The sequence below is a fragment of the Komarekiella delphini-convector SJRDD-AB1 genome (genome assembly GCF_014831675.1).
GTDB lineage: Bacteria > Cyanobacteriota > Cyanobacteriia > Cyanobacteriales > Nostocaceae > Komarekiella.
In genome coordinates this window covers 83,975-107,909 of sequence record NZ_VJXY01000025.1, presented here as the reverse complement: position 1 = coordinate 107,909, position 23,935 = coordinate 83,975, and the positions used below count along the sequence as shown (strand labels likewise).

Genomic DNA, 23,935 nt, shown 5'->3' with positions numbered 1-23,935 from the left:
GATCGATAATAATCAGTGTTTTTATGTATAGATATTAACTTAGCCTTGGGAATACTGAATACAAGGATAAGTTAGACCACTTATGCAGAACTTGATTGTTGTTTAACTTTTCTCTACTAGCTTTTACTGCTCAATAATCCAGATTGATTCTCTAGATAATTGGAGAAAATCATTCTGATTAAACCAAACTGGCTAAGTTCTGTAACAACTATCATTTAACCCAACAACAGTTTACAAGTCTTTAATTTACACATGATTAAAGTCAGGTTTTAAGCTGATTATTCCTGGCTAAAAGCTAGTAGCTATATCTGCTGTTCAACAATTTTTAGATAATTGAGATAACAATGTTAGCAATTTTTGATGGTGAGCGTGGTAGTGGTAGATAGGACTAGTAGAGACGTTGCATTGCAATGTCTCTACTGAAAATGACATTATATGGAGGCGATCGCTTCGCTAATGGCACAATTGAATGGCGTAATTTCGGCTTGACGAGTACCCTCATGCTGATAAGTCAAATTGATGCTGAGATAACTATCTGGTTTGTAAGGCATTCGTTCTGCCCATTCAATCGCCACAATTCCTGGTATGACCTCAACCCCTTCCCAGTAGGTTTCTAAATTTAGAGCTGCAACTTCTTGTGGTTCTAGGCGATATAAATCCAGGTGGTAAAGAGGAAGGCGTCCTTCAGTGTACTCATTAATCAGGGTGAATGTGGGACTAACAACGAGTTCAGTGATTCCTAAACCTTTGCCAATACCTTGAACTAGGGTAGTTTTCCCAGCGCCTAAATCACCTTCTAGTAAAATTACACTGTCCGCGCTCAGGGATTCACCGAGAGTAATACCTAGGCGTAGCGTCGCCTCTGCATCTGCAAGAAAAATTTTCATGGTGAGTCAGGAGACAGAAGATGGGAGACAGGAGTTAAGAGTTTTAAACAATACGTAATAGCTGATAAACTAGCCTAGCCTGCCTGACGGCTGAGGCTAAGGTTTTCAGCAACCCTGAGAACGGTATCTTGCAAAGAGCAAAACAGCGAACGCGGAGGGTGGGGACTCCCGCGTTAACATTGACAAATGACCAATGACAAATGACATTCATCTCCCATGATGAGCTCCACCGTACCAGCGTAACAACACTCGTGCTAGTTTTTGTGGATTGTGACGTACGATACCCATTTCATCTTCATACAAAACGTTAGCTGGGACAATCCGCCGTCCTAGCTCAGATATAGCTTCTCTATCTATGAAAACGGGATGAGAATTTTGTTGAGCATAGCGGATGAGTGATTGCTCAGAGGGAGATTTTTTGTGTACTAGCACAGCATCAAATAGTCGTCTCTGCCCACAAGCCGCATCAATTGCTCTGATGTGGTCTGCAACAGTGTATCCTTCAGTTTCTCCAGGTTGAGTCATGATATTGCAGACATAGATGCGTGGGGCGTCTGTTTTGGCGATCGCATCGGCAATTTCTGGTACTAACAAATTAGGAATTAAACTAGTATAAAGGCTACCTGGGCCAATGATAATGTAGTCAGCTTCTTTAAGTGCCTTAATCGCTGCTGGTACTGCTGGCGGATTAGCAGGAATACAGCCAAGTTTGACAATTTTTCCTCCAGCTTTGGGAATGCTAGACTCGCCTTCGATGCGGCGGCCATCGGCTAATTCTGCCCAGAGGCGAACATCGCTGAGAGTCGCTGGTAATACTTGTCCCCGTACCGCTAGCACTTTAGAACTAGCTGCAACTGCGCGTTCCAAATCTCCAGTAATGTCACTCATTGCCGTTAAAAACAAATTGCCAAAACTGTGACCGGTTAATCCATCACCAGCACGAAAGCGGTATTGAAATAATTCTGTTAATAACTTTTCTTCATCTGCTAGTGCTGCTAAACAATTGCGAATATCCCCTGGTGGTAGGACTCCAAACTCTTGGCGCAACCGTCCAGAAGATCCGCCATCATCGGCTACTGTGACAATAGCAGTAATATTGGCGCTGTAGGTTTTGAGTCCCCTCAACAATGTAGAAAGTCCTGTACCGCCACCAATCACCACTATTTTGGGGCCTCGGTACAATCGCCGATGCGCCAACAGAACATCAATAAGTTCCTCTTCACCTTCTGGTCTTAATACCCTGGTTATTGAGCCTACGGTGCGAGTTTGCCCCCAAAGCAGCAGCAGAAACCCGCAAAGCAGCACTAAAGGCCCGCTGATATAGTTGGGTAAGATGTTGGTGATTATTCCCAATAAACCCCTAAGTAACTCAATCATCCAAAAAATTGGGGTCAGCTTAACCCAAATAGCCAACCCCAGACTTGCCAGCAGTACACCTCCAACACTGATTAGCAACCAACGTTTTATCGATAGTCCAGGAGATAACCACTTAAACCACTGGTTAACTCGATGGGAAGTTCGAGAGCGCGACTGCTTTTGCAGGGCGTTGAGGGCTTGTCTGAAAAAACCGATTGACATACCTGATTTGGAGCAGTGCTACAAACAATGATTAACAGAAAATGTACACCACCTGATTTAAACACCAAGTGTGGAACTATTATATTTTTCAATTTAGTAGGACTTACGCACAAGTTATGGAAGAATCGAACCACAGAGGCACAGCGAAAAGTCGGAGCGCCGGCTTCCGGCGATCTGAACTTTTCAAGACAGAGGACACGGAGGAATGAGATTTAGAGAGGTATTTTGCGTAAGTCCTATTTAGGTTGACTTTAAAGCAAGTTGTCATGCCAGCCTTCCTAGTTAAACAACAGCCTGGTTTGGTAAAGTGAATCTAATGGAAAAACGAATTTTAGGATTAGATCCGGGACTAGCGATTTTAGGATTTGGAGCAATTACTTGCACACAAAGTTCTACCAAAGTACAACATACTACAGTAAATATGCTGGATTTTGGAATAATCCGCACATCGGCAGATGCAGAAATGGGACAGCGTTTGTGTACCTTGTTTGATGATTTGCACGCCCTGATTGAGGAGTTGCAACCAGATTTGGTTGCGATCGAAAAACTATTCTTCTATCGTATGTCAAGCACTATCCTTGTTGCACAGGCGAGGGGTGTACTTATTTTAGTATTGGGGCAGCGTCGTCTTCCGTATGTTGAATTTACTCCTGCCCAAATTAAACAAGCTTTAACAGGGTACGGTAATGCGGATAAGTCTGAAGTGCAAGAGGCGGTAGCACGGGAGTTGGATTTAGATGAGATTCCTAAGCCAGATGATGCCGCAGATGCTTTAGCGGTAGCTTTGACTGCTTCGTATCAGATGTAGCTTTTTGATCACAAACAATAAAGTTCTTTACTGGCTGAAATTAGCGATCGCACTTTACAAACCCTATCTCATACCACACAGGCTTTAATAGAATTAGGGTAAGTCAATAGTCGTGCTTGAATGAATTATGCCAGAGATTGCAAGGTTTTATGGAATTGTGATTAAGGTGTTTTTTGGGGATCACCCTCCGCCTCATTTTCATGCAATCTATGGTGAGTACAATTCATTAGTGAGCATTGAATCACTGGAAATCATTGAAGGAGATCTGCCAAGTCGCGCTCAGAAATTAGTTCTAGAGTGGGCAACTTTATACCAGCAAGATCTTTTACAGATATGGAATACTCAAGAGTTTCGTAAACTACCTCCTCTAAAGTAGACTAAAAATAGTATGAAATGCCCTCGAATTTGTAAGGCAAAAGCAATTAACGATCGCACCTTGGTGATTGAATTCACCAATCAAGAAGTCAAGAAATATGATATTTTACATCTTTTAGAAAATCCCATGTTTGCTCCACTTCGTCAACCTGCATTTTTCAAGAACTTTAAGGTTGAGCAAGGGGGCTACGGGATTGTGTGGAATGAAGATATCGATCTGAGTGAGTATGAGCTTTGGAAAAATGGCATGACGGTGGCAGAAGGCGATCGCTCAGTTACGCTGTAAGTTGGCAACTCGGTTTTTATATTATTCGTAGCTGCGATCGCCTGGCTACTATAGAACTTTATTGTTTGTGATCAATAAGGAATATAATGTTGTCGTTTTAATAGTTTTAAGTAATGCCACGCATCTTTGACAACATTGACTTACAATTGCTACCGATTTTGAGAGAGACTCTCAAAGTATCTTATCGAGCAGATTTTTGCGTTGGCTACTTTAATCTCAGGGGTTGGCGGGGAATTGATGATTTGATTGAGCCTTATGTCGGCGGCGAAGATTGTTGTTGCCGTTTGCTGATTGGGATGCAGAGTTTGCCTAGTGATGAAGTTCATGCGGCATTTACTCTTGGTAGTGGTGATGGGGGTATTGATAATAGTGCAATTGTTCGTTTGAAAAAACGGATGGCTGCGGAATTTCGTCAGCAGCTTACTATTGGTGCGCCTACTAATCAAGATGAAGCGGGGTTGCGGCGGTTAAGTCATCACCTAAAAACTCAAAAAGTAATTCTTAAATTGTTTTTGCGTCATTCACTCCACGCTAAATTATACCTTGTGCATCGTAATGATGCTAACACGCCAATAGTGGGATTTTTGGGTAGCAGTAACCTGACTCTTTCAGGATTGGCAAAACAAGGAGAATTGAATGTTGATATTTTAGATCACGATGCTTGCAATAAATTGCAAAAATGGTTTGGCGATCGCTGGCAAGATTACGGTTGTATAGATATCTCTAAAGAACTAGCAGAAATCATTGATGGGAGTTGGGCAAGAGCCGAATTAATCCCGCCATACCACATATATTTAAAGTTTGCTTATCATTTATCTCACGAAGCGATCGCAGGACTTTCTGAATTTCGCATCCCCCGCGAATTTAATAATTTGTTTGATTTTCAAAAAGCCGCCGTGCAATTAGCAGCGCGTCATGTCACCAGACGCGGCGGTGTATTAGTTGGGGATGTAGTTGGTTTAGGCAAAACTTTAGTGGGAACTGCTTTAGCGAAAATTTTACAAGAAGATTGTTACTTAGAAACGCTGATTATTTGCCCGAAAAACTTAGTAAAAATGTGGCAAGAATATGCTGATAAATATCGGCTATATGCCAAAGTTATGCCTAGTAGTCAAGTGCAAAATCAGTTACCAGAACTTCGCCGCTACCGAGTTGTATTGATTGATGAAAGTCACAATTTACGGAATCGTGAAGGAAAAAGATATCGAGCGATCGCAGAATATATTACCGCTAATGAAAGTAAATGTATTCTTCTATCGGCAACACCTTATAACAAAACTTATCTTGATTTATCTGCCCAATTACGGTTATTTGTGCTTGAAGATGAAGATTTGGGATTTCGACCAGAAGCTTTACTAAATGAATTAGGCGGAGAATTAGAGTTTATCAGAAGGCATCAATGTTCTGTGCGTTCTTTAGCTGCTTTTGAAAAGAGCGAATATGCTGATGACTGGCGAGAATTGATGAAACGTTACATGGTGCGACGGACGCGATCGTTTATTAAAGATAACTACGCCAACACAGATGAAACAGGGCGCAAATATCTTGAATTTCTTGATGGCAGACGTTCTTATTTTCCAGAGCGCAAACCTCGTACTGTTAAGTTTAATCTAGAAAGTTCTCACGCTGACCCTTATTCCCATCTTTATTCTGAGGCAATTATAGAAGTAATTAATCAACTCAATTTACCTCGTTATGGACTAGGAAATTACATTGCTGCTAAACACAAGCAACCACCCACAGAAGTAGAACAACGCGTACTGAGTGGGTTATTTCGGGGCGGAAAAAGGTTAATGGGATTTTCCCGGACTAACTTATTTAAACGCTTAGAAAGTAGTGGTATTGCCTTTATTCAATCAATTGAACGTCACATTTTACGGAACTTTATTTATTTAATTGCGATTGAAAAAGGGCTTGATATACCTATAGGAACTCAAGAAGCTGATTTATTAGATACCCGCAACTATGATGAGGATGCAGATTCCTTAACAGCAACATTGTTTGATACAGAAATAGAAGATGAGACAGATGTAGTAGATTTAGAAAATCAGTTATTGCAAGAGAAGAATTTCTGTCAACGTGCTGAGTCAGTTTACCAAGAATACACAACTCGATATAAACGACGATTTAAATGGCTGCGGTCTACACTATTTGATATTAAAAAGCTGAAACAGGATTTATTATCTGATGCTCAAGCATTGATTAATGTGCTGCAACACTGTGGTGAATGGAATCCTCAGCAAGATGAAAAACTTGCTGCTTTGGTTAAATTGCTAATGCAAACTCACCCTAATGATAAAATACTAATTTTCACACAATTTGCTGATACAGTCCGTTACCTTGCTGATAATTTGCAGGCACGAAATATCACGAATATCGCGGGGGTAACAGGTCAATCTAAAGACCCAACGGAAATGACAGGAAGGTTTAGCCCGGTGAGTAATGGAAAAATTCCTATCTCGCCATCAAATGAATTACGTATTTTAATTGCCACCGATATTTTGAGTGAAGGTCACAACCTACAAGACTGTGCAATTATAGTTAATTGGGATTTACCTTGGGCGATTATTCGCTTAATTCAACGGGCGGGACGGGTAGACCGAATTGGACAAAATGCTGAACAAATTCTCTGTTATTCTTTTTTGCCAGCCGAGGGAGTAGAACGTATTATTAATTTGCGGGAAAGACTGCGCCAGCGATTGCAAGAAAATGCCGAAGTTGTAGGAACAGATGAAGCATTTTTTGAAGATGATTCTACACAAGTAATTCTCGACCTCTACAACGAGAAATCTGGGCTGTTGGATGCTGATGAGGATACGGAAGTAGACCTGATATCAGAAGCTTTTCAAATTTGGAAAAAAGCCACAGATGATAATCCCGGTTTAAAGAAGACTATCGAAGAAATGTCTAATGTGGTTTATTCTACTCGTGCTCATATAGGTCAACCTGTGCAACCAAACGGTGTATTGCTGTATATAAAAACCACTGAAGGTAATGATTCTTTGGTTTACGTTGACCGCGAAGGTAACAGCGTCACGCAGTCGCAATTGGGAGTACTTCGGATGGCGGCGTGTGATGAATTTACTCCAGCAATTCCTAGAAATAAACAGCATCATGAGTTAGTTAAAAAAGGTGTTGAGTTGATTGCTGAGGAAGAAAAAAACGCAGGTGGTCAATTGGGACGACCATCAGGGGCTAGATTCAAAACTTATGAACGACTTAAAAGTTATGCTCAAGAAATGAAGGGAACGTTATTTATCACTGACGAGCTTTTGAAAGCGATTGATGATATTTATCGTTATCCATTGCGACAGTCGGCTATTGATACCCTCAACCGTCAGCTAAGAAGTGGTATTAGTAATCAACAATTGGCTGAATTAGTAGTAGCGCTGCGGATGGATGACCGTTTGTGTATTGTGAGTGAAGAAGTAGAGCACCGAGAGCCTCAGATTATTTGTTCGCTGGGATTATTTGAGGAATAGGGAGGAAATGGGGGAAAGGGAAGGTAAAAACGTAGTGGTCTATCGCATTAATTTTGCTGGTCATACGTGTTTGTAGTAATGACTTTAGTCCTTGATTTTTTAAGCACTGAAGTGCTTACTACGAACCTCTCAAAACTTTTGCAACAGACTAGTAGTCTGCCAAGGAAACTTTGCATGGTGATAGGCTGAGGAAGCTGGAGAGGCTGGGGGAGAAAAAGCATTATTGAAAAAGAATTCTTTCTCCCCCTGCTCCCCCTGCTGCACCTCTCCCCCTGCTTTGCCTACACGGCAAAATTGGGTTGGTGAACTACTAGTTGATTTATTCTCGCCGACTTGTTTAATAAAAATGAGAAAGCATTCAAGCATTTTGAGAAAGTCAAATGCCTTTTTGCTTGCGGAATATACCAAAATGAGTAAGCATTTAAAGGTTTTGCTTGCGGAATATACCAAAATGAGTAAGCGTTTAAAGGTTTTGCTTGCGGAATACACCAAAATGAGTAAGCATTTAAAGCTTTTGAGTAAGCATTCAAAGGTTTTGCTTGCGGAATACACCAAAATGAGTAAGCGTTTAAAGCTTTTGAGTAAGCATTCAAGGCTTTTGAGTAAGCATTTAAGTATTTTGCGAAAGCATTTAAGCATTTTGATGAAGCAATTAGGCATTTTGATAAAGCAATTCAGCAAATATACTTGATGATTAAAAAATCGCGGCTGCACAAATAAAGTCGGCGCTTAAATAACTTAATAACTTCGGTATATTTTCTCAACTGTAAACAAGGATAAAGGATTTATAAAGTATAGAAAGCATGGTTTAAATAAAAATTTAACTCGTCTAAAAAGAATTTATTAAAGTTCGCTTACGCAGACTTAATTTTAGAGCTACAGATTTATTTTCTGAGTGGCAATCTTTACCATGCTTGGTTTTTATTTCCCAAGCTATTTATGGTAAATTATGTCACTTAATTTTCAACGAACACGTGATTATCTCTATAACTTTCAATTTAATGATTTGTTTATAAAACAGTTAGGTTGGTCACAACCTTCAAAGAAAAAAGCTGTTTCGTTGAAAGTTGACGAAAAGACGTATCACTATAAAAGTATTGCTGAAATTTCGGGAGTTGCTGTATTTGAAGTTTTAGCAACAGATAGCGCAATTCCAGAAGCTAAAGTTAGAGAGAATATTCATAAATAAGTTACTAAATTAATAAATGAAAATCTGCTGATTTTTATTGATGAAGAACGTACACGCAGTCTTTGGTATTGGGTAAAGAGAGAAGACAATAAAAGTTATGTTCGCGACCATTTATATGTGAAAGGTCAACCGGGTGGCTTATTTTTAAGTAAGCTTGGTTCTTTAGTTATTGAAATTGCTGAACTAGAATCTGGTGAGCCGACTGTTATAGAAATTGCCCATAAGTTGCAAAAAGCTCTGGATGTCGAGCCAGTAACTAAGAAGTTTTACAAGGAATTTCAAGAGCAACATCAGCAGTTTTTGCAGTTTGTTAAAGGAATTAGTAATGAGACTGATAGACGTTGGTATACATCGGTAATTCTCAATCGGCTGATGTTTGTTTATTTTCTCCAGCGTAAGGGGTTTATTGATAACCAGAATTTAGACTATTTACAAAATAAGTTAGAACAAAGCCAGCAAAAAGGTGAAGATTTATTCTATGATGAATTTCTTCAGGCGTTGTTTTTTGAAAGCTTTGCTAAACCAGAGACAGACCGAGATTTATCAGTTCAGAATTTGGTAGGAAAAGTTAAATATCTCAACGGTGGGTTATTTCTCCAACATCGTATTGAAAAGGATTATAAGATTTCTATAGCTGATGAGGCGTTTGAGCAAGTTTTAAATTTATTTAAGCAACAGCCGGGAAAAGGAAGATTACCGTTATATGAAGGTAAAATGATTCATCGGTTTACTCATCTATATGCTGAACCAAAGTATTGGGTTGATGAGCAGGAAGGTAGGAAAGCTTTATTAGGACGTAATCAAAGCGACAATGCTCAAAAGTTAGATTATCAAAACTACCGTTTAGGGTTTAGAGCTATAGCTAGGAATACTGACGCTAGAACACTTATTGTAGGTGCAGTACCCAAAAATGTATTTTGTGGAAATTCTATTTTAGTTTTTTCCGAAGTGACTCATATATCAAGCGTCGAAATGGTTTTTACTCAAGCCATTTTCAATTCTTTTGTACTTGATTTCTATGCTCGGCAAATGGTATCTGCCAATATAAATATGTTCTACATTTACCAGCTACCTGTACCGCGATTAACGAAAAGCGATCGCTACTTCAATGACATAGTACAACGCGCTGCTAAACTAATCTGTACCACACCAGAATTTGACGAACTCGCACAAGAAGTTGGGCTAGTTTCTCATGAACAAGGCGTTACGAATGAAACAGAACGCGCTCAACTGCGAGCAGAACTCGACGGCATGATAGCGCACCTTTACGGTTTAACTGAAGAAGAATTTAGTTATATTCTGACAACTTTCCCTATTGTCCCGGAATCTGTCAAACAGGCAGCATTAGAAGCTTATCGCATCTTTGCATTACAACTTACAAATGTATAAATTACGGGCGTTACTGATTAAGAATATGAATTTGTGTCACGCAGAGGCGCAGAGGCGCGGAGAGTAAGAGTTTAGAATGTTTGATTTTTGCACTTAATGCGGTATGAACGTAATAGACTTGGCTAGAAAGTAGACTTTTAAGACAGGTCTATTCAACAAAGGTATTAATGAAATGGTATATTGGCACTTGGCTTAACCAGCAGGCGTTGCAGAATAAAAGTATGAAATTCAGTTTCTCAAACTCCTCTTCTCTGTGCCTCTGCGCCTCTGCGTGACACAAATTCACAGTCTCAATCAGGCTACAAAAGGATAGATATCATAGGTGTAAATGGCATCAGGTCAGATCAACGAGCAAGATTAAAAGCATTGGGAGCGGTTGAAAAAGGGGAGTGAAGCAGGCAGATGATCCAAAAACCTGGGCAAAGTTGGCTTTCTTCACTAGTTAAAGGCGTGCCGTTAAGTCGCGTTCTCGTCGTGCCGTTTTTGCTACAAATCTCGCTAACGGTAGGATTGACTATATATTTATCGCTCTACAATGGGCAAATTGATCGCAATACTCAAACCATAATTTGGTTCTGTTTGGCAGCCTTTGGACTGTCTGCGTTGCTGGGGATTATTACCGCTCGTTGGATAGCTCAACTAATTATCGGCTTAAATACGGCAGCAAAAACTTTAGCCAATGGCACAACTTCAGCCGATTTCATCAATGCAGAAGATTCAGTGATAGTACAAGGCATCGATGAACTGGAGGGGTTGGCTGGATCTTTTAACCAGATGGTGCAGCAGTTACGCGAGTCCTTTGCAACAGTGGCAACTGCGAGGGAAGATTTAGAATTACGAACTCAAGAGTTACAGCAAGAAATTCAACAGCGCATCCAGAATGAACGCAGACTAGGCCAGCATAGTCGGGCACTAGCAGAATTGGCAAATCACAGAGCGGTTTCAGATGGAAATTGGGAAACAGCATTTAAAGTGATTACGGAGACGGCAGCGAATGCTTTAGAAGTAGAGCGAGTTAGCGTGTGGGTCTATAATGGCGATCGCACCAAACTACAATGTGTAAATCTCTACGAACGTAGCAAACAGAGATTTACCGCAGGTATGGAACTCAAGCGGGTAGACTATCCTATCTACTTTAAAGCGCTGGCAACTGCTTGTACGATCATCGTTACTGACACGCGCAATGATCTACGGGTAAAGGAATTACGCGCTAATCTGCTAGAACCGCAAAACATCGTATCTTTAATTGCTACCCCCATTTGGGTTGGGGGTGAAGTGGTGGGGATGGTATTTCATGAACAAGTTGGAACCCCCCGCCAGTGGGAACTGATTGAGCAAAACTTTGTAGGTTCCATTGCTGACTTTGTGGTGCTAACTTTAGAAATATGCGATCGCATCCGCGCCGAATCCGCTCTACGTGAGGCTAAAGAAGTTGCTGAAGTGGCAAATCGTGCCAAAAATACATTCCTCGCAAATATAAGTCATGAACTCCAGACTCCCCTCAACTCAATTTTAGCGATCGCCGCAGCACTGCAAAATGAGGTGTCTGGCCCTCTAAAAGAAGAACAGCACCAGTCCTTAAATACTCTGGAACTTAACGCTAAGCAACTACTGCAACTGATCAATAACATCCTCGACTTTGCCAAAATCGAATCCGGCAAGATAGAATTGCAACTTGCTCCTACTTCTATCCAAGAATTATGTGACTCCAGCCTCAGTTTTGTGAAACAGCAAGCATTCAAGAAAAATATCCGACTGAGTTCACAAGTACCTGAAGGACTGGAACCTATTCAAGTCGATGAATACCGCATCAGACAAATGCTCGTTAACCTGTTAAACAACGCTGTCAAGTTTACTCTAGACAATGGCGAAATCTGGATTGAAGTTCAGCCAAATTCCACAAACGAATATATCTTTATCAGCGTCGTAGATACGGGTATTGGTATTTCTTCAGACGACCTATCTAAATTATTTCAACCCTTTGTGCATATTGATAATGCATACACCCGTCGTCAAGCAGGCACAGGTTTAGGATTAGCAATGGTACAACGAATTGTACAGTTGCATGGTGGTAGTGTCCATGCCGAAAGTGCATTGGGGAGAGGCAGCCGATTTACAGTCAAACTTCCTTGGTCAAGGGGACTGGGGATTGGGGATTAGGGACTGGGGATTGGGGACTGGAAAGATATTAGATAGGTGAACAAGAGTAATTGTTCAGTTACTTCCCCCACTCCCCCTGCTATATATCTCTACTCCTGATTTGTACCAGCAGGTGGTTGTGATTGTGGTTGTTGGCGCAACTGACGTAGAGACTGCCGTAACTTGTTTTGACTTTGACTAGTATTGGTGTTTTCTCTGCGTCGCCGGCGATTTGGGGTTGCTTGTGGCTTTGGTGATGGATTACTCACTCGCTCACGCCGGATGCTGCGTAAAGATTCTCTTGCAGTTCCCTGAGTGCGAGTTGTTCTAGGTTCGGATGTTGAACCTGCGGCATTATTTTCTACTCTGGGACGGCGAATCTGAGGGGTAACTCTAGATTGTACTGGTCTTTCGGGGGGAACATCCACAATAGTAGGTGTTAGCGATCGCCTGCGTCTACGAGTTGTGTTTGTATCGGTGTTTGAAGTCGCTGTTTGCTGGTTTCTCTGTTGCGCTTCTCTGCGTTTTTTCTGTTCTTGAGCTTGGCGGTGTCGCCGTGAGCCTTGGATAGCGTATTCAGTTGCGATCGATACTCCTTGTCTACCACCAGATGCGGGTTTTAATTTCCAGTTACGTGCTTGTCTGAGGGTTTCTTCATCTAAATCGCGGTTTCCACTAGATTTAGCAACCCGCACATTAGTAACATTACCTTTTTCATCAGTATCGACAGCTACCTCTACTCTACCTTCGATTCCCCGTCGTCTTGCTGCCTCTGGATACTTAGCAGCGCATTCGCGGCAAGCTGCACGACCATTACCAGTACCGGAATTGTTGATTTTTGGAGGTGTAGGCGCTGTCGGTGCTGTTACTACTGGCGAACGGTTTCCTGATTGATTGCCCGTACCAATACCTCTACCTATACCTGTACCAGTACCTATACCTCTACCTGTACCTGTATTTAAAGCAACGCCAGAGCCAGAGTTGCTAAGGGTATTTGCTGGAACTGGATTATCACTACCCCCTGGAGTTGGTCTAGAATCTCTCAGTCCGCTCAACTGTTGTCTTAAATTATCGTTAGGTTGAGTAACAGGTGCAGATGTCACAGGAGCTTCTGACCTAGTGACAACTTCCTTTTGCGGAGTATTTATCGGCTGTACTTTTTGTGGTACTGGTGTAATCTTTTCTGGTTGCTGTTGAACTGGTGGAGTTTTTGGACTTTCAACAACCTTTTGTACTGGTTGAGTTACTGTAGGCTGTTTTTTTATTTCTTCTGGAACTTCTTTGACTGGTTTTTCTGGTTCTGTAGTCGGTTCAACGATCGCCAACTCTATTGGTTCTTCTTCTAGTTCAGGCACTCGCGCCAAAAAATTACCTATGCCTGATGACAGTGCGCCGATATGCAGCGCTAGCGAGCCAATCAAACTGTAAGTCAGAAAAGACTTGAGAGCCTCAACTTCTTTGGAACGTTGCTCACCAGTGATGCCAGAAAAGCTCATAGTCTATTGCTACCCATTCTCACTAATTTAGTCATAGTAGGATGTATTGGTGTAAATACGCAAGTAAAAAATTAAATTTTTTTGCGAACTGCATATTTATCAAAAACATCTTTTAACATCAGGGTTTTTGGATAATATTAATTTTTATTTAATGAAATTATTTTTTTTTATATCAAACTCACAAATAGGTAAATAAAAATCATGACTGATTGATTTAAAAAAATTATCATTATATTTTAAATTTAATTGAGAAAAACTATCAGGTTTTCTCAAGATTCTGCTAGTCTGACTGTGTTATTGTTGGCATTTAGAGGCATTACATGGGAATTCAAAATCTTTTTACAGCCGGTGGTGTGGTCATGTGGCCCCTGCTGGGTTTTTCAGTGTTGGCAGTGGGGCTGATAATTGAGCGTGTAGTTTTTTGGGTACGGATTAATAAACGTCAAAGCCGCGTAGTGCGAGATGTTTTGAATCTCTATCGACTCGATAACGTTGTCGGTGCAATGGATAAACTTCAAAAAAATGCAGATTTACCACTTGCCCGTATTTTTCTTGCGGCTTTAGAATTGGAAGGGCCAAATCCAGAAGAATTTCGTTTAGCATTAGAAAGTGAAGCGCAGGCTGAAATACCTGTACTCAAACGCTTCCAAAATCTTCTAGAGACAATCATTGGTCTAGCGCCACTGTTGGGTCTTCTTGGGACTGTATTAGGATTGATCGCCTCTTTTGCTTCTTTAAACCTGGGTGATGTAGGAGGTACTAAAACAGTTGGTGTCACAGCCGGGATTAGTGAAGCTTTGGTATCAACAGCATCAGGATTGATCGTTGCAATATTTACACTCTTATTTGCTAATACTTTCCGGGGACTGTATCAGCGCCAAATCGCATTGATTCAGGAGTATGGAGGACAACTAGAATTGCTCTACCGTCGTCGTTATGAACGAGGAGAAAAAACTTATGCGCCTACAAGATGAACCGGATTTGCCAGCACAGATTAATATTGTGCCGATGATTGACGTGATATTTGCGATTTTGACATTTTTCATCATGTCAACTCTATTTTTAACGCGATCAGAAGGATTACCCGTAAATTTACCGAAAGCAGCCACGGCAAAACAACAGCAAGTTCCTACTAAAATTACCGTTACGGTTGATGACAAAGGACAGATCAGCCTTAATCGTAAACCAGTTGCAATTGATAATTTGACACAGCAAGTAAAAGCTTTAGTTGGTTCTAACTCAGAAGTTTTGGTGATTATTAATGCTGATGAAAAAGTCGGTTATGGCAATGTGGTGACAGTAATGGATCGGGTACGTCAAGTTGAAGGAGCAAAGTTAGCGATCGCCACACAAAAACCATAATGTAGATATTAGCTCATAACAAATAATTGTCGGGCGATTGTGTTAGCGATCGCCCACGTTTGTTTATGCTGCTGGCGCTCGCATCTGTAATTCTTTAGCTATGCTTTTCAATAATGCCGCCTGCTCTGAGTGTATAAAAAAGTGTGCGCCGTCGAACATCTGTAATGAAAAAGCCGCGATCGTTTGTTGTCGCCATGCTTGCAAAGCTTCATAACTGACTTCTTGGTCTTGTAAACCACCAAAAACAGTAATCGGACATTCCAGGGGTGGCTCCTGAGTATAAACATAAGTTTCCACAACTGCAAAATCTGCCCGCAGAATTGGCAAGAACAGTTCCATCAATGCCTGATTTTCTAACACTGCTTCGGGTGTACCGTTGAAATTGCGAAGTTCTTCTAACAACTCCGGCTCTGGTAATGTGTGCAGAGGTGGTTTTGTTAACGGGATTTGCGGAGCAAGGCGAGCAGATATAAAGAGGTGAAATGGATTTAGATTATACTGAGAGCGCAGTAAACGGGTTAACTCGAAGCTAATTAGTCCACCCATACTATGACCGAAAAAGGCAAATGGTTTATCTAAGTATGGTATAAGCTCTGATGCGATCGCCTTTACAAGCGGTTCTAACCGCGTCAAGGGAAGCAACCTCATTAGAGATCCCCGTCCCGGAAGTTCCACAGGACAGACTTCGACAGTTCCAGGTAGACTTTTAGACCAGGTACGAAAAGTTGAAGCCCCACCACCAGCATAAGGAAAGCAGAATAAACGCAAATTTGCTTGAGGATTAGGCCGGGGACAAGTAAGCCAATTGAAGAGTGGTCTAGTTGTCATAATGAAACTTAGATTTGAATAACACGATCCTGCTGGAACTATTAAGTGTATACACGTTAATCTTATGACAGAAATTGAACCTTGGGCAATACAAGCCATTAACGTTTAGCAGTTTCGATTTTTCAAATCCTTTAGGGAAGCGATAGTAAAGTTATAGAAATATATTGGTAAAACCTTGGATGAAAAATATATTCTATCGCGGAGATACCTTTTGATTCTTACTCTAATTCCAGTCTTATTCTTTTTTATAATTTTTTAAAATTGTCAAACTTAGATCAATATTTTAATTATGTATTAATTTAGTTAATTAAGAGTTTTAAGCTCATCCCACACATAAAAGGGGATAGGATTTCACGTTAACTGTTGACTGTTGACTGTTGACTGTTGACTGTTGACTGCGTTGGGGCATCTTTCATCACCTACCGAGAAGGAATGGGTTTTCCCGATGCCTTTTTAGAAAATATTGTTTATTCGGTAGGTATTCCCTATTCTAGAACTTCGTTTAAAAAAACTGAATCTTCAAGGGAATCCTACCTGTTTGTGACAAAAGCGTTACCTATCTATGTATGAAATCATTAGTCGCTGTCGTTATCACAACAGTCTTTCGTGGCTTTCTTAGGGTATCTAAACTCGTGAACATGGTGGTGGTGATGGTGGTGGTGGTGGTAATGTTTCTTTACTCCACAATGTTTGCATCCTCCAGATAGAGACTGCTGTTCTTCTGTGGATAACTCCACAAATGAATTAGATTCCATAACTTGATATGACATAATTTTTGCCTCACTTACTTACAGAGGTTTTACACAAATGAGTAAAGTGTGTAACACCTCTTTTATTATTTCTAAATACATTTTCTATATATTAAATTCCCCTAAAGTTAGAAATAAGTAGGCTAAGATTATTACTTTTGGCTCATGACAAATCTAGTTCTAGTTTCAATAAAAATTTTGCTGAACACTACAAACAATCTCACTGTCTATAGGAATTATGCAAAAATAACCAGTCTGTAAGGTGGGCATTATAATGCCCACCCTACTATGAACTTTTACTTACCTTTGTGATTTATATATTACCTGTGAACACTCGCTCAGCAGATCCAGTCATATAAATACGCTGATCTATTTCTGACCATTCGATTTGTAAAGCTCCACCAGGTAATTCTACGGTAGCGGTGCGATCGCATTTGTTTGTCAATACACCAGCTACCAAGGCAGCACAAGCACCAGTACCACAAGCCAGCGTGATCCCAGCACCTCGTTCCCACACTCGCATTTTTAGGTAGTCACGGCTCACTACTTGAATAAATTCCGTGTTTGTTCGTTGAGGAAAAACTGGATGATGCTCAAACAGAGGGCCGATGATTTCTAAGGGTATCGCTGCTACATCTTTTACAAAAGTAATGCAGTGGGGATTTCCCATACTCACACAAGTGACATTCCAAATTTGCTCTGCCACTTCTAGTGGCTGATTAATAACTTTTTCTTCAGCAGGTGTAAGAGTGGTAGGAATTTCCAGAGCGAGTAAACGAGGTAAACCCATATCCACCTTTACTTGACCATCTGGCATTAGTTGGGGTGTCATCACACCAGCCAATGTATGAACGCGATATCGGTCTTGATTTCGGGATTCGCCCTCTAAATCTGCCAAAAACCCAGCTAAGCAGCGAATACCATTACCGCACATTTCCGGCTCTGAACCATCAGAATTGAAAATCCGCATGGTGTAGTCAGCACCGTTTTCTCCAGGTAAGGCAAAAATTACACCATCAGCACCAATGCCAAAGTGGCGATCGCACAACTTGATAGCTTGCTCTGGTGTCAGTGTAGGCACAGATGACGAGCGATTATCAATCAGAATAAAGTCGTTACCTAGACCGTGATACTTAGTAAATTCGATTGCCATTTCTCGAAGGATGAATTATCAAGGATTAGTTACTGTTAATCGGGTATTAGGTATCGGGTATTAAAGATTGGTTATTGAGAAGAATTCAGTCCCCAGTCCCCAGTCCCCAGTCCCCAGTCCCCAGTCCCCAGTCCCCAGTCCCCAGTCCCCATTCCCTTAATTTTGCATACATCATTACCAAAAATGCTGACAACTGAATTTGATACCTCACTGCCAAGCATTCGGCAAGTGCAACATCTGATTAAAGAAACAACACAGGTGGAATTCAAACTAGTGACAGGCGATTTGCTCACAGGTAGAGTTTTATGGCAAGACTCATACTGTGTATGTATTGTAGATGAGAACAGTCAGCAAACCACTATTTGGAAGCAAGCGATCGCCTATATTAAGCCCAAGAATTAGTCAAAAGTCCAAAGTCAAATCATAACCCTTGTACAGACGTGATTAATCGCGTCTCTACTCCCGTAAATTATCCAAAGGTAGAAACTCTTTAAGCGTTTCTGCCTCACTAGCTTTCACTACTGGGATAGATAGCGACATTGGACTACTTGGGACAAACAACGGTTGTAGTTGATTGAGACTGGGCAAACTACCGCACAATAGTACTTGATCACCCAAGCGTAAATCTATACTGCCATCAGGAGAGCGGATAAACTTACCATCTCGCCGGATGGCTTGCACTTGTCCCCCAGATGACTGTTGGATATCTAAATCTACAAGGGTTTTACCCAAAACTGGAGAATCAGCGTTGATTGTTATCCACTGACAAGCACTATTTTCACCGGGAACAGCCACCTGTCCTTTAGCTAATTCTGCCAAAGCTGCCAGTTCTTCATTTGCACCCACTACCAGGAGGCGATCGCCTTCTTCTAATCTAGTTTGCTCATTGGGATAATCTATTTCATTCCCGTCAGCGCGGCGAATTGCCATTAAACTCGCTCCTGTTAGGTAACGCATATCTGCTTCTTCCAAGCTCATACCAATTAAGGGCGAATCAGATGGTAGGGGATACCAGCGCCGATTTAAATCGCGAGTTGCTTGCTGCAAATCGTAGGAAACTTCTGATGCAGAACGCTCTGGGCGCAATTGTAAATAATGATCGTTGCGGATTTGCTGCATTTCCCGCTGCAAGACATCGGGTGACAAGCCTAAGCCAGTTAATAAATGGGTTGCCATTTCTAAGCTGGCCTCAAACTCTGGTTGCACAACTTCCCTGGCTCCCAATTGGTAAAGCACTTCAATATTTTTATCTTGGGTGGCGCGGACAACCAAATCTAGTTCTGGGCACAATTCTAAAGCGCGTTTTAGGCAAAGACGGCTACTCATGGGGTCAGGGAGTGCGATCGCCATTCCTTTAGCATGGTTGACTCCAGCGGTTTCCAGAACGTGTAAACTGACGCAATTACCATATACATAAGACACTCCGGCATCACGTAACTGCTGAATTCTACTTTCTGATTGGTCGATGACAACTATAGGTAAGTTGTGTTGCTGCAACAACTTGACTAAATTCCTACCGACTCGCCCATAGCCGCAAACTACTACATGGTCTTTTAAGGGTAGTTCTTCTGATACATCGCGTGGCTGATCTTCTTCTAAATACGGTTTCAGCCAAGGCATTGATTCGGCAAAGTTAAATAAAAATGGTACTAACCGCAGCACAAAAGGTGTAAGTACAAGTGTGACTGCTGTGGTTCCCAAAATCAGTAAATATATCTGTCGAGATACCAACCCCAATGCTTGCCCTTCACTAGCAAGAACAAAGGAAAATTCTCCAATTTGAGCCAATCCTAACCCAGCAATTAAAGCTGTTTTCAATGGGTAGCGGAACAACTTCACTAGGGGTGTGATAATCAAAAACTTACCCACAAAAACTAGTGCTACCAGCCCCAAAATCAATTCTAGGTTGTTCCACAAAAACACTGGGTCAATTAACATCCCAATGGCGGCAAAAAATAAACTGGCAAAAATATCTCGCAGCGGCTCTACATAAGTTAGGGTTTGGTCAGCATACTCCACCTCGGAAATCATTAAACCGGCGACAAATGCCCCCATCTCAATAGATAGTCCCAAATACTCTGTTAACAGCGCAATGCCCAAACATAAGGCAACTACGCCTAACAAAAAAAGCTCTCGGCTTTCGGTGCGGGCTAGCATTCGCAACAAAGGGGGGATTAGCCAAATTCCCGCCGCCACTGCGCCAGCTGCAAATAAACCAATCCGCAGCAGCGCTGTTAACACGGCGATGCCAATAGTTTCTGCTGGTTGGTTGAGGGCTGGTAACACGGCTAGCATCAGTCCCAAGGCCAAGTCCTGCACGACCAAAATCCCTAACATTACTTGCCCGTGGGGCGTTTCTGTTTCATTGCGCTCCATCAAGCACTTGAGAACAACCGCTGTGGAAGATAAAGACAGAATTGATCCCAAGAACATACCCTTAGCAGGTAAGGTTCCCCAGGCTCCTGTTACCCCACATACCAAAACCGTGATCAAAATCGTCAGCGCAATCTGAAGTCCTCCGCCTCCAAGAGCGATCGCTTTTACCTTCTTGAGTTCTGCAAAAGAAAATTCCACTCCCAAAGCAAATAACAAAAAGGCAACGCCGAACTGTGCCAGAGTTTCAACTTGAATAACTTCTTTAATCAGCCCCAGTCCGGCTGGCCCTACAATCATCCCGCCAATGAGATATCCCAGTAACACGGGTTGTCGTAACAGCGCCGCTAACAGTCCGCCACAAGCTGCAACGGCGAGAACCAAAACTAAATCAACAATTAGCCTAAAATCTTCTTGCACCAGTTTTTAACAGAACTATTGAGACCCATTAAACTCAGCATACAAAGTTTTATATATCTGAGGAATAGGATGTTGATGTAATACCTTTTGGTTAAGGGGGAAAGGGGAAAAAGGAAAGGCTGAAATTTACCCCTTACCCTTTACCCTTTTCCCAGTCCACAAAGGAGATTCAGAGTACTTATAAGGGAAAGTATTGGATGTTGAGATGGAGACTGCAAAATTTCCTTCCTAGGAATCTAAAATAAAAAACCTCGGCGAAACTAACCGAGGTAGGAGAGAGAAGTCAGAATGACAATTAAAGATACAAATACTGAATTTAATAAATGTTAGTTAACCGCCCACGGAAAACTAAAACATTTCGGTGATGCTATGTACGGACAATTTAGTTACACACTTTGTTTTAATGTAATCAAACATAACAATATTGTTACGATATGTCAATAGGTCTTGACGCTAAAAGGCTAGTAGCGTTACTGAGAGTTGCTTATTAAGGATAAGAAATTCCAAATCTCACGCCTTCAAACTGTGAGAACATCAAAACTTCTTCATATTTCTACTGACGGGGTCAAAACCTCTAGAAAACCTGGTACTTTCGTCATAGCAAGCTCCACTAAGATCTGCTCCATACAACTTGGCATAATTTAGTTTGGCTCCCCGAAGATTTGCTTCGTTCAATTTGACACCGCTTAAATTAGCTCTGGTCAAATTTGCTTTAGCTAAGTTAGCTCTACTCAAATCTGCTCCCCAAAGTTTGGCTTTAGCTAGGTTAGCTCCACTCAAATCTGCTCCCCATAAGTTGATTCCCGGCAGATAAGCTCCAATTAACCTGACTCCAATTAAAATAGCTGCTGGGAAATATCTTTCCCCTGCGGCATAACGCCGCTTCAATTCTGCCGTGTCCATGTTAAGTTGACCTTTTTCATTCAGTAAACAGTGAACAGTAAACAGTAAACAGTTGGGGGATTTAAACCCGCAAGATAGCGCCTGCGACTAATCGACTTTGGGTTATTAATTTTCAGTTGTCAGTACTCGCCCCCTTAATGGTTTCCCCTAAACCCAATTATGTTTACTGTTTACCGTTAACTGTTTACTGTTTTCTACTCGTCAATTTGACCAATTCGACGTATATTCAGAATGTCGCTCATTTTTTTGATTTGGGTAAATACTTGCTCTAATTGAGAGCGATCGCGGATATCTATACCCAAGTCCATTAATGCTGGTTGACCAATAGCGGTTTTTACCTGAGCATGACGTACATTGATCCCTTGGTCACTCAACCGGGACAAAATATCCTTTAACACCCCTACGCGATCGAGTGCTTCAATTTGAATATCTACTGGGTAAGTGTGCGGACGACCGCTATTTTCAGCCGTTGAGTTCCACCTGACTGGTACTAGGCGCTCATACTCAACATTTTCCAGATTATGACATCCTTGGCGATGAATCGAAATTCCTCTACCTCGTGTGACTACACCGATAATTGGTTCGCCAGGAATTGGGGTACAACACCCAGCTAGATGATAAACTAACCCTTCTACTCCAACAATTGGTGAATCAGTGGAGCGGGAGGTAGTTGTAGGCGCATCCCGCAAAGCTTTTGCTGTAGTTGGCTCTTTAGGGATAAATGGGGGTGCAATGGTAACTGGTTGTTGCGTTTTGACTACTTCGCGCCAACGATTTAGCACTAGGTTTAGTGTGACTTCACCGTAACCTAAGCCTGCAAGTAAATCTTCCACACTGTGATAGTTACACTTTTCTGCGACACTTTCCATTGCTGCTGACTTGAGCAGGCTATCAAAACCAGTTTTACCAAGTTCTTTTTCTAACAATTCCCGCCCACGAGCTACATTCTCTTCTCGACGCGATCGCTTGTACCATTGTTTAATCCGATACTTCGCCGCTGAGGTTCTGACAAAGTTCAACCAATCCAAACTCGGATGACTGTTCTTCTGAGTCATAATCTCCACGATATCGCCATTATGCAGCCGTGTTGACAAAGGTACCATGCGCCCATTTACTCGCACCCCTGCACAGTGGTTTCCTACTTCTGTATGAATGCGATAAGCAAAATCTACACTGGTAGATCCAGGACTTAAAGGAACAACATCCCCCTTAGGGGTGAAGACATAAACATCATCTTCAAATAGATTGTCTTTGACACTATCGAGATATTCTTGTGCGTCCTTGAGATCACTTTGCCATTCCAATAGCTGTCTCAACCAAGTAAACTTCTCATCTGTCGCCGTCAAATGGCTATTGTTAGAACCGCCTGTTTCTTTGTACTTCCAATGAGCAGCAATCCCGTACTCGGCGATATGATGCATTTCTATGGTGCGAATTTGTACCTCCAAAGGACGACCAGTCAAACCAATTACTCCAGTATGCAACGACTGGTAGCGATTGGGTTTAGGCAGTCCAATGTAGTCCTTAAATCTACCGGGAATTGGGCGAAAGGCATCGTGAACTACTGCCAAAGCACGATAGCATTCCTCATTGGTTTGGACAATAATTCGCAGCGCTGCCAAATCGTAAATTTCGTGAAATTCTTTTTGCTGCCGCTGCATTTTTTGGTAAATACCATACAGGTGCTTAGGACGCCCACTGATATCCTGACAGCGAATTCCGGCTTGCTGCAAACGCTCCCGCAAAATATCCGTTGCTTTAGCTAATTTCTCTTCCCGCGCTGTCCTTTTTTCGGAAACATGCTGCTGAATTTCGCGAAAAGCGTCCGGTTCCAGGTATTTAAAAGCCAAATCTTCCAGTTCCCATTTAATCCGCCAGATCCCCAAGCGATTGGCTAAGGGTGCAAAGATATCTCGTGTTTCTTGAGCGCTACGGCGGCGGCTAGCTTCTGGCATATATTGTAAAGTTCGCATATTATGCAAACGATCTGCCAATTTCACCACAATTACTCGGATATCTTGCGCCATTGCCAAAAACATCCGTCGGAAGTTTTCGGCTTGGCTTTCAGTTTTGCTTTTAAAATTGATTTTAGAAAGCTTGGTGACACCTTCGACCAATTGCCGTACTTCTGGCCCAAAGCGTTCTTCTATTTCTTCAATTGTGACATCTGTATCTTCAACTACATCATGGAGAAAACCAGCTGCTATCATAGCAGGACTGCCTCCCAAGTCACGCAGCGATCCAGCTACAGCAACCGGATGAGCAATGTATGGTTCTCCAGATTTGCGGTATTGACCTTGATGAAGTTGATAAGCAAATTCAAATGCACTAGCAATCAAAACCGTATCACTATGCCTTCGGTCATCTTCTGCTTCGCTGCTAGTTGCTGATGCACCCTTCAAGCATTTCTGTAACCAGTCTGGAAGGGTAAGATCAATTGAGGAATTTATCGCTATGCTGCTCATACAATTGGGACTAAAGGTGATCGGTAGATAAGCGAGTGATAGACAAAACTGGC

The 23,935-nt window shown here is 41.7% G+C and carries 21 protein-coding genes; 11 read left to right on the top strand and 10 right to left on the bottom strand.

Features of this window, described 5'->3' with window-relative positions:
- Positions 1–431 precede the first annotated feature (431 nt).
- Positions 432–887, bottom strand: a complete 456-nt coding sequence (gene tsaE, locus FNW02_RS21660) for a tRNA (adenosine(37)-N6)-threonylcarbamoyltransferase complex ATPase subunit type 1 TsaE (RefSeq protein WP_191759560.1) — start codon at positions 885–887, stop codon at positions 432–434.
- A gap of 207 nt (positions 888–1,094) precedes the next feature.
- The gene (locus tag FNW02_RS21655) at positions 1,095–2,465 is read right to left on the bottom strand and encodes a gluconeogenesis factor YvcK family protein (RefSeq protein WP_191759559.1); all 1,371 of its coding nucleotides are present in this window, start codon (positions 2,463–2,465) and stop codon (positions 1,095–1,097) included.
- A 316-nt stretch (positions 2,466–2,781) separates the two neighbouring features.
- On the opposite strand from FNW02_RS21655, the gene ruvC reads away from it, so the two are divergent.
- The 4 genes from ruvC to FNW02_RS21635 all read left to right on the top strand — a co-directional run bounded on the left by ruvC (position 2,782) and on the right by FNW02_RS21635 (position 7,416).
- On the top strand, positions 2,782–3,273 hold the full coding sequence (gene ruvC, locus FNW02_RS21650) for a crossover junction endodeoxyribonuclease RuvC (protein WP_191759558.1): 492 nt from the start codon (positions 2,782–2,784) through the stop codon (positions 3,271–3,273).
- A 127-nt stretch (positions 3,274–3,400) separates the two neighbouring features.
- Positions 3,401–3,649 carry a DUF4160 domain-containing protein gene (locus FNW02_RS21645; protein ID WP_191759557.1) on the top strand — a complete coding sequence of 83 codons (249 nt, stop codon included), beginning with the start codon at positions 3,401–3,403 and terminating at the stop codon, positions 3,647–3,649.
- Positions 3,650–3,661: 12 nt separating this feature from the next.
- Complete coding sequence (locus FNW02_RS21640; protein WP_191759556.1) at positions 3,662–3,934, top strand: DUF2442 domain-containing protein; 273 nt, start codon at positions 3,662–3,664, stop codon at positions 3,932–3,934.
- 113 nt (positions 3,935–4,047) lie between these two features.
- Positions 4,048–7,416 carry a helicase-related protein gene (locus FNW02_RS21635; RefSeq protein WP_191759555.1) on the top strand — a complete coding sequence of 1,123 codons (3,369 nt, stop codon included), beginning with the start codon at positions 4,048–4,050 and terminating at the stop codon, positions 7,414–7,416.
- Between the two features lie 129 nt (positions 7,417–7,545).
- Here the strand turns inward: FNW02_RS21635 and FNW02_RS21630 are convergent, their stop codons facing one another.
- Positions 7,546–7,782, bottom strand: coding sequence for a hypothetical protein (locus FNW02_RS21630; RefSeq protein WP_191759554.1), 237 nt, complete (start codon positions 7,780–7,782; stop codon positions 7,546–7,548).
- Between the two features lie 43 nt (positions 7,783–7,825).
- Between FNW02_RS21630 and FNW02_RS21625 the strand changes: the two genes are divergently transcribed.
- The 4 genes from FNW02_RS21625 to FNW02_RS21615 all read left to right on the top strand — a co-directional run bounded on the left by FNW02_RS21625 (position 7,826) and on the right by FNW02_RS21615 (position 12,154).
- On the top strand, positions 7,826–8,107 hold the full coding sequence (locus FNW02_RS21625) for a hypothetical protein (RefSeq protein ID WP_191759553.1): 282 nt from the start codon (positions 7,826–7,828) through the stop codon (positions 8,105–8,107).
- Positions 8,108–8,365: 258 nt separating this feature from the next.
- Positions 8,366–8,605 carry a hypothetical protein gene (locus FNW02_RS38840; RefSeq protein WP_225225817.1) on the top strand — a complete coding sequence of 80 codons (240 nt, stop codon included), beginning with the start codon at positions 8,366–8,368 and terminating at the stop codon, positions 8,603–8,605.
- 117 nt (positions 8,606–8,722) lie between these two features.
- Entirely contained in the window at positions 8,723–9,994 is a 1,272-nt protein-coding gene (locus FNW02_RS21620) for a hypothetical protein (RefSeq protein WP_225225816.1), read from the top strand.
- A gap of 402 nt (positions 9,995–10,396) precedes the next feature.
- Positions 10,397–12,154: an ATP-binding protein gene (locus tag FNW02_RS21615; RefSeq protein ID WP_191759552.1), complete on the top strand. Its 1,758-nt coding sequence runs from the start codon at positions 10,397–10,399 to the stop codon at positions 12,152–12,154.
- A gap of 89 nt (positions 12,155–12,243) precedes the next feature.
- Here FNW02_RS21615 and FNW02_RS21610 read toward each other — a convergent pair whose 3' ends face one another.
- On the bottom strand, positions 12,244–13,629 hold the full coding sequence (locus FNW02_RS21610; protein WP_191759551.1) for an energy transducer TonB: 1,386 nt from the start codon (positions 13,627–13,629) through the stop codon (positions 12,244–12,246).
- Positions 13,630–13,949: 320 nt separating this feature from the next.
- Between FNW02_RS21610 and FNW02_RS21605 the strand changes: the two genes are divergently transcribed.
- Entirely contained in the window at positions 13,950–14,603 is a 654-nt protein-coding gene (locus FNW02_RS21605) for a MotA/TolQ/ExbB proton channel family protein (protein ID WP_191759550.1), read from the top strand.
- Positions 14,587–14,991, top strand: coding sequence for an ExbD/TolR family protein (locus FNW02_RS21600; RefSeq protein ID WP_191759549.1), 405 nt, complete (start codon positions 14,587–14,589; stop codon positions 14,989–14,991). Before FNW02_RS21605 ends, FNW02_RS21600 begins: the two co-directional genes overlap by 17 nt.
- Positions 14,992–15,054: 63 nt before the next feature.
- Here FNW02_RS21600 and FNW02_RS21595 read toward each other — a convergent pair whose 3' ends face one another.
- The 3 genes from FNW02_RS21595 to dapF all read right to left on the bottom strand — a co-directional run bounded on the left by FNW02_RS21595 (position 15,055) and on the right by dapF (position 17,721).
- Positions 15,055–15,819, bottom strand: a complete 765-nt coding sequence (locus FNW02_RS21595) for a thioesterase II family protein (RefSeq protein ID WP_191759548.1) — start codon at positions 15,817–15,819, stop codon at positions 15,055–15,057.
- Between the two features lie 575 nt (positions 15,820–16,394).
- Complete coding sequence (locus tag FNW02_RS21585; protein WP_191759546.1) at positions 16,395–16,589, bottom strand: hypothetical protein; 195 nt, start codon at positions 16,587–16,589, stop codon at positions 16,395–16,397.
- A 292-nt stretch (positions 16,590–16,881) separates the two neighbouring features.
- A complete protein-coding gene (gene dapF / locus FNW02_RS21580) occupies positions 16,882–17,721 on the bottom strand; it encodes a diaminopimelate epimerase (protein WP_191759545.1) in 840 nt (279 codons plus the stop codon).
- Between the two features lie 183 nt (positions 17,722–17,904).
- On the opposite strand from dapF, the gene FNW02_RS21575 reads away from it, so the two are divergent.
- On the top strand, positions 17,905–18,123 hold the full coding sequence (locus tag FNW02_RS21575; RefSeq protein ID WP_191759544.1) for an Hfq-related RNA-binding protein: 219 nt from the start codon (positions 17,905–17,907) through the stop codon (positions 18,121–18,123).
- A gap of 54 nt (positions 18,124–18,177) precedes the next feature.
- On the opposite strand, the gene FNW02_RS21570 is transcribed toward FNW02_RS21575, so the two are convergent.
- The 3 genes from FNW02_RS21570 to FNW02_RS21560 form a co-directional block, all read right to left on the bottom strand.
- Positions 18,178–20,514, bottom strand: a complete 2,337-nt coding sequence (locus tag FNW02_RS21570) for a cation:proton antiporter domain-containing protein (RefSeq protein ID WP_191759543.1) — start codon at positions 20,512–20,514, stop codon at positions 18,178–18,180.
- 534 nt (positions 20,515–21,048) lie between these two features.
- On the bottom strand, positions 21,049–21,417 hold the full coding sequence (locus FNW02_RS21565) for a pentapeptide repeat-containing protein (protein ID WP_191759542.1): 369 nt from the start codon (positions 21,415–21,417) through the stop codon (positions 21,049–21,051).
- A 194-nt stretch (positions 21,418–21,611) separates the two neighbouring features.
- A complete protein-coding gene (locus tag FNW02_RS21560; protein ID WP_191759541.1) occupies positions 21,612–23,882 on the bottom strand; it encodes a RelA/SpoT family protein in 2,271 nt (756 codons plus the stop codon).
- Between the last annotated feature and the right edge of the window lie 53 nt (positions 23,883–23,935).